4 protein-coding genes and 1 pseudogene are annotated in these 6,711 nt (G+C 72.4%); 1 reads left to right on the forward strand and 4 read right to left on the reverse strand.

The window, feature by feature from the left end; genetic code table 11:
- Positions 1–21: 21 nt before the first annotated feature.
- Genes KPF22_RS31225 through KPF22_RS31235 form a run of 3 tightly spaced genes read right to left on the reverse strand, consistent with a single transcriptional unit; the run spans position 22 to position 3,602 of the window.
- Positions 22–1,182 carry a thiolase family protein gene (locus tag KPF22_RS31225; protein WP_161152137.1) on the reverse strand — a complete coding sequence of 387 codons (1,161 nt, stop codon included), beginning with the start codon at positions 1,180–1,182 and terminating at the stop codon, positions 22–24.
- Positions 1,183–1,224: 42 nt separating this feature from the next.
- Positions 1,225–2,748, reverse strand: coding sequence for a class I adenylate-forming enzyme family protein (locus KPF22_RS31230; RefSeq protein ID WP_161152138.1), 1,524 nt, complete (start codon positions 2,746–2,748; stop codon positions 1,225–1,227).
- The gene (locus tag KPF22_RS31235) at positions 2,745–3,602 is read right to left on the reverse strand and encodes a CoA transferase (protein WP_202417230.1); all 858 of its coding nucleotides are present in this window, start codon (positions 3,600–3,602) and stop codon (positions 2,745–2,747) included. The genes KPF22_RS31230 and KPF22_RS31235 overlap by 4 nt, the downstream gene beginning before the upstream one ends.
- Positions 3,603–3,735: 133 nt before the next feature.
- Between KPF22_RS31235 and KPF22_RS31240 the strand changes: the two genes are divergently transcribed.
- The gene (locus KPF22_RS31240; RefSeq protein WP_161152140.1) at positions 3,736–4,356 is read left to right on the forward strand and encodes a TetR/AcrR family transcriptional regulator; all 621 of its coding nucleotides are present in this window, start codon (positions 3,736–3,738) and stop codon (positions 4,354–4,356) included.
- Positions 4,357–4,556: 200 nt separating this feature from the next.
- Here KPF22_RS31240 and KPF22_RS33485 read toward each other — a convergent pair.
- Positions 4,557–6,631, reverse strand: a pseudogene (locus tag KPF22_RS33485) (Tn3 family transposase).
- Positions 6,632–6,711 lie beyond the last annotated feature (80 nt).

The raw sequence follows: 6,711 nt of genomic DNA on the forward strand, positions 1-6,711 counted from the left end.
TTCGTCGGTGCGCGGGTGGGGTCAGGGGAGGCGTTCGATGACGGTGGCGTTGGCCATGCCGGCGGCTTCGCAGACGGTGAGTAGGCCGTAGCGGGCCTCGCGACGCTCCAGCTCGTCGAGGAGCTGGGTGAGCAGGCGTCCGCCGGTCGAGCCGAGCGGGTGGCCGATCGCGATCGAGCCGCCGTTCACGTTGAGCTGGTCGTCCGGGTAGCCGAACTCGTCGCGCCAGAGCATCGGGACGGGCGCGAACGCCTCGTTGACCTCGGCCAGGTCGATGTCAACGATCGTCAGCCCGGCCCGGTCGAGCGCGGCGCGGGTGGCGGCGAGGATCGCGGTGAACTGCAGAACCGGGTCGTCGGCGGCGACCGCCATCGACACGATCCGCGCCCGCGCCCGCAGGCCCACCGCCTCCGCGTACGACCGGTCGGCGACGAGCAGCGCGGCGGCGCCGTCGCTGATCTGGGACGAGTTCGCGGCGGTGATCGCGCCCGCCGGGTCGAAGACCGGCGTCAACGTGGCCATCCGCTGCCGGTCGGGCGCGGCGCGGATGCCCTCGTCGCGGGTCATCGGGCCGTCGACGCCCTCCAGCGGCACGAGCTGCGCCGCGAAGTGCCCGGCGTCGGTCGCCGCGGCGGCCCGCTGGTGGCTGCGGACGGCGAAGTCGTCGAGCTGGTCGCGGGTGTAGCCCCACTTGGCGACGACCAGCTCGGCGGACGGACCCTGGGCAGGCAGGTTGCCCTCGAACCGGGCGAGCGCCCGCTCGCCGTACCACTCGCCCCGCGGCCCGCTCGGGTCGAACAGCGGACCGAGATCGACCCGCGACATCGACTCGACACCGGCGCCGATCGCGACGTCGTACTCGCCGGAGCGCACGCCCTGCGCCGCGAAATGGACCGACTGCTGACCGGAGCCGCACTGCCGGTCCAGGGTGGTGCCGGGCAGACCGATCGGCAGCCCGGCGCCGAGCAGCGCGGTGCGGGCGACGTTGCCGGTCTGCTCGCCGCGTTGCAGGGCGCAGCCCACGATCACGTCGGCCAGCGAGTCCGGGGCCACGCCGGTGCGGTCGACGAGGTGGGTGAGGGTGTGCGCGAGCAGGTCGACCGGGTGCCAGTCGCGCAGCTGCCCGCCGCGCTTGCCGACCGGGGTGCGGACGGCGTCGACGATCACGGCTTCTCGGGTCATGCGGCGTCTCCTGTCAGCGGGTGCGGGAATCCTTCACGTTCCTCAGCCATCCAGGGCCCCCCGGAGCCGGTGCTTGAGGATCTTGCCGGACGGGTTGCGCGGCACGGCGCCGATCGTGAGCTCCCGCGGGAGCTTGTAGCCGCTGAGATGCGTGCGGCCGTACTCGCGCAGCTCGTCGAGCGTGAGCGTGGCGCCCGGGGCGAGGTCGACGACGGCGACGGCGATCTCGCCGTACTCCTCGCTCCGGCGCCCGACGACGGCCAGGTCGCCGACCGCGGGGTGTGCGGCGAGGACACCCTCCACCTCCGCGGAGTAGACGTTGGCCCCGCCGGTGATGATGAGGTCCTTCAGGCGGTCGACGAGGGTGATGTAGCCGTCCTCGTCGATCCGGGCGAGGTCGCCGGTGTGGACCCATCCGTCGCGCACGGTCTCGGCGGTCGCCTCCGGCTTGCGCCAGTAGCCCTTCATCATCGACTCGCCGCGCATGATCATCTCGCCGACGGTGCCCGGCTCGACGTCGTTCCCGCTCGGGTCGACGATCCGCACCTCGGTGTTGGGCACCGCGACCCGACCGCTGGCCTCCGGGCGCGCGACGACGTCGTCGTGGTGCAGCAGGATGCCGCCCGGGCCGCCCTCGGTCTGGCCGCACGCCTGCACGATCCAGGCGTCGGGCAGCGCTGCGACCAGGGCCTCGGCGGTGCGGGCGGGCATCGGTGCGGCGCCGTAGAGGCAGATCCGCAGGCGCGAGAGATCGCGAGCGGCGAGGTCCGGCAGCCGCAGCAGGTGGGTGTACATCGTCGGGACGCCGAAGAAGAACGTGATCCGCTCGCGGGCGAGGGTGTCGGCCACCGTGGCCGGTTCGAACGCCGGGAGGATCACGTGGGTCGCTCCGAGCATCACCCCGTTCAGTAGCAGCATGTTGAGGCTCGCCGAGTGGTACAGCGGTGCGACGTGCAGCATCCGCTCCCCGTCCCGCAGACCCATGCCGATGCTGGAGTTGATCCCGACCCACAGCACCCGGCGATGGTCGAACAGTGCCCCCTTGGGCCGCCCGGTGGTCCCGGACGTGTAGATGATCAGAGCGTCGTCGTCCTCGGAGACCTCGACGTGGGTGGGCCGGGCGGCGTGGTCCCGGGCGGCCGCGCGGACGTCCTCGTATCCCTCGACGGTGCCCAGCGCCAGCGGCTCCGCGTCGCCCGTCCGGTCGGGCAGCGAGTGCCACGCCCGGACGCCGTCGGCGACCTCGGGCCCGAACAGCAGGAGCCGGGCCCCGGTGTCGGTGACCAGGTAGTCGATCTCCGTCGGTGCCGAGCGCGGGTTGATCGGCACCACGATCGCGTCCAGGCGGAGTCCGGCGTAGACGGCGACGACGAACGCGTCGCTGTTGCCGGCCAGCAGGAGCATGCGGTCGCCCTGCTCGAGACCACGCCCGGCCAGCTCGGCCGCCAGCTCGTCCACCGCGCGGTCCAGCTCGGCGTAGGTGAGCGCCACGTCGCCGAACTGCACGGCGACCCGGTCGGGACAGCGGCGGGCGGTGCGGGCGAGGACGCCGGCGAGGGTGGTCATCGCATCTCCTGGAGGGTGTCGTCGACGGTGGGCCCGACCGAGACGATCGGGATGTCGAGCTCGTTGCCGAGCTCCTGCCAGTGCGTGCTGTCCGCCGTGGCGAACCGCGCGGCGAGCTCGGTACGGGTGCGGCCGACGGCGTCACCCAGCCGCGCGACGAAGTGCGGCTCGACCGCGCCGACGGCGACGTATCCGTCGGTCGTCGGGTAGATCCCGTACCCGGGGCTCCCCCCGCCGAGCACGTCGCCGGGCCCGGTCAGCCCGTGCCGCACGCCGGCGGCCGCGTCCCGGGCGACCCGGTCGAGCACGACCGGCTGGTGCACCGCGGCACCGCTGCGATCACGCAGGCGCAGACCAGCGACGGCGGCGAGGGCGGCCCGCTCCCCGCCGAGGAGGTCCGCGACCGGGACGGTTGGGACTGCCGGCGGCTGCAGCGTGCCGTGCGCGGCCTGGTAGGTCAGGTCGTGCCCGGCCTCGCCGGCGCGCTCGCCGTCGTAGCCGACGATCTCGACGTGCACCAGCCGGTGACGGCTCACGCTCTCGCGCAGGCCCAGCCGGTCCAGTGCCGCCGGGCGCATCGCGGTGAGCAGGACGTCGGCCGTCGCGAGCCGCTGCTCGAGCCGCTCGCGGTCGGGCGCGTCGCGCAGGTCGAGGGGCACGACCTGCTGCCGGGCGGTCAGCTCGCGGTACCAACCAGGCGCCGCGACCTGCAACGCGTCCCCGGCCGGCGGCTCCACCTTGACGACGTCGGCGCCGAGGTCGGCGAGCCGTGCCGCGGCCACCGGGCCCGGGACGTTCACCGCCAGCGACACCACGCGCACGCCGTCCAGCGGCGCGGCCGCCCCTCGGTCCACGTCGTCTCCCATCCTCGAAAATGACTATACATACGTACAGTAACCTAGGTGAAGCGTATAGTTCGCGGTGTGATCGACACAAGGGGCGGGGTCGTACTATGCGTGCCGTGACGGTGCAAGCCCGGTTGGCGACATGAGCGAGCGATCGCGGCCGCGCCGGACCGAGGACCTCACGGCCCGGGCACGGATCCGTCACGCCGCGCTGGAGCTGTTCGCGGAGCGCGGGGTGGCGGGCACGCCGATGCGCGCCGTCGCGGCCCGGGTGGGGGTCACGGTCGGGCTGATCGTCCACCACTTCGGCACGAAGGAAGCGCTGCGTGAGGCGGTCGAGCTCGACATCGTCGACCGGTTCGCCGACGCGATCCTGTCCGCGCCGGCGGACGGCTCGGGTGCGGATGTGGCCGCGGCCCGCGACCGTGCCGTGGCCGCCATGCTCGCGGAGAGCCCGGCCGTCGTGGACTACCTGCGGCGCGCGGTCTTGGACCCGCACGGCGAACGCGGCGACCTCGTCAGCAAGCTCAGCGCGCTGGCCGCGGACCAGGTGGGCGAGCTGCGCCGCCGTGGCCTCGCCTCACAGCGCAGCACGATCGGCGAGCAGGTCCTGACGATCATGATCAGGCAGCTGGGGCAGGTGTTCCTGCAGCCGCTCGCCGACCGGATCATCGACGAGTTCGGCGAGAGTTCGGACGACGCGCCGTCGCCCCTGATTGTCGTGCGCCTGGAGCACCGAATCGACACGTTCCCCGGTCAGTGAACCCGCGACGCCTGGAGACGTCCGGGCGCGCGGCCGCGGTCAAGTCGCATTGCGACTCCGTCACGGCTGGCTCTGGTTCTGGCGGTCAGGAGGACCCCGCCGCGTGACCGCCAGCGTTCACTGAGCGTCCCGCAAAGCGATCGGCTTACGGCACACTTTTGGACTCGCTGCTCGGCTGGCTGCGCCCGGCTTGTGAACGATCAGAACAGGGTGTCGCGCACGCGCAGCGGCCGGTACCCGGTGGGGTCGAGCTGGGCCAGCTCGCCATCGATGTCGACGTCGATCGTGCCGAAGAAGTTGATGTTCTCGCTGTGCGCCGGCGAGATGTGCGCGAGCACCTCATCGTCGATGCGCCGGCCCGCCGCGCGCATCGACTCCACCGCCAGGCCGTAGTACTCGGTCGTCCAGGCCACGACGGCGTTGGTGACCAGGGTGAGACACCACGCCTGCTCGGTCTGGGCCTGCAGCTGTCGGGCACGCACGGTTCCCTCGTGGGCGTAGAGCAGGTCGCGCTTGAGCGCGTGCAGCGACTCGCCCTTGTTGAGCTGACGAGAGATCCTGCGCCGGTAGGTCGGGTCGGACAGGTAGCGGGCGGCGTAGATCGTGCGCCGCAGCGCCCCGTACTCCTTGAGCGCGGCGGCCAGCGCGTTCTGCCGAGACGACGCCGAGAGTTCCCGACGATCAGCGACGCGGTGGCGTGCCCGAACTTCAGCGACCCGGCCAGGCGCAGCAGGTCGTCCCAGTGCTCGGCGATCAGCTCGACGTTCACCCGCCGGGTGAGCAGCGGCCCGACGTGGGGGTAGTCGGTCTCGGCGCGGGCCTTCGCGGCGATCCGGTGCAGCGTGATCTTGCCCAGGTCCCGGATCCGGGGCGAGAGCTGCAGGCCGAGCAGGTCGAACAGGCCGAAGTTGACCAGGGTGACGCCGTGGGTGTCGGTGGCGTGCTCGGTGATCGGGGTGTCGGTGGCGTTGCCGAGGATCTCGTCGAGCACGTAGTGGGCCTCGCGCTTGGTCGCGACGATGATCTTCGTGCCGTAGGTGGTGTGCTGGTCGGTGACGTGGGTGTAGGTCGAGAGGACCTGCCCGCCGTGGATGGTCATCTCCCGCCCGGTCGTCGTCTTGCCCCGCACCGGGAACCGTTGCCCGTCCGAGGAGGACAGGGTGCCGGTGCCGAACACCTCGGCCAGGGGCATCCGCTGGTGGTGGTCGATGATCGCGAGGTTCGCCGCGCGCAGCGTCTCCTCGCGCACGTACCACTCGGCGGTCCAGGCGAGGATGTCGTAGGAGATCCCGCACGCATCGGCCATCCGGGTCAGCCCGAGGTTGGTGGAGTGGCTGAGCAGCACCGCGATCAGGTTCCGCTTCAACTCCGGAGAACGGGTCTGCTTCCCGCCGGCGTGGGTGAAGCAGTCCAACAACCCGATCCGCCCGTCGAGCTCGATCAGCAGCGACACGATCGGCGCGAACGGCAACATGTCGGTGAGCTCGGCCTTGAGCGCGACCGCCTCGCCGGGGATGTCCTCGGCGGTCAGCGGGGAGATCACCAGGTCGCCGGCGTCGTCGAGGCGGACCGGGCCGTCACCGGTGGCCAGGACCTGCTCGAGCTCGCCGAGCGCGCCGGTCAGCTCGTCGCCGACCGCGGCCAGCGCGACCGCCGGGTCGGCGGACTTGCCGACGAGCCCGCAGAACGACGCGCGCTGCAACGACCACTGATCGGCGGTGAGCAGGTAGGCGGCGGGGTCGGCGTAGCGGCGCGAGCCGGGCACGTACACGTCCCCGGTGCGCAGCCCGTCGCGGAGCCCGAGCAGGGTGCACAGCTCCCAGAAGTGCCGGTAGGCGCTGGTGTTCCCCGATGCGTGGGCCGCGTCGAGGTAGCCGCGCCAGCGCGTGGGCACGAATCCCGTCAGGGCACCGGCCGGGACCCGGCGGGCGCCGGTGGCGTTGAGCCCGCGCAGGATCTCCACCGCCGCGAGCAGCTCGGCCGCCGCGGTGCCGCCTGCGAACTCCACCGCGGCCAGGACCTGCGGGGTGAACTGCCGCAAGTACCCGTAGGACGACACGTCGAGCGCGCCGAGGTGGCCGTGATCGCGGGGAAGGCGGGGAACGGCTTGGGCCATCGCCGCCCGGATTCGTGTCCATCCGATCCGTTCACCCCGGAGCACGCTGCCGATGTCCTCGTCGGCAATCGTGGTGTCGGCGATGACGGCCAGCAGCTCGTCGAGCAGCGCCTGGCGGTCCTCGCCGGCCTTGCCCCGTTCGGCCAGCGCGTCGCGCATCGTGCGCTCGGCCTTGCCCTCGCGCGCCGACACCGCCTGGTCGAACAGGCTCACTACCTCGTCGAGCACGTCGGTTGCGG

It is taken from the genome of Pseudonocardia sp. ICBG1034, from assembly GCF_020131375.1.
GTDB classification, from domain to species: Bacteria; Actinomycetota; Actinomycetes; order Mycobacteriales; family Pseudonocardiaceae; genus Pseudonocardia; species Pseudonocardia alni.

Excerpts from the sequence above, each read along its gene's own strand:
- KPF22_RS31225 (WP_161152137.1), bottom strand. The coding sequence starts at position 1,182 with ATGACCCGAGAAGCCGTGATCGTCGACGCCGTCCGCACCCCGGTCGGC.
- KPF22_RS31240 (WP_161152140.1), top strand. The coding sequence starts at position 3,736 with ATGAGCGAGCGATCGCGGCCGCGCCGGACCGAGGACCTCACGGCCCGG.
- KPF22_RS31230 (WP_161152138.1), bottom strand. The coding sequence starts at position 2,748 with ATGACCACCCTCGCCGGCGTCCTCGCCCGCACCGCCCGCCGCTGTCCC.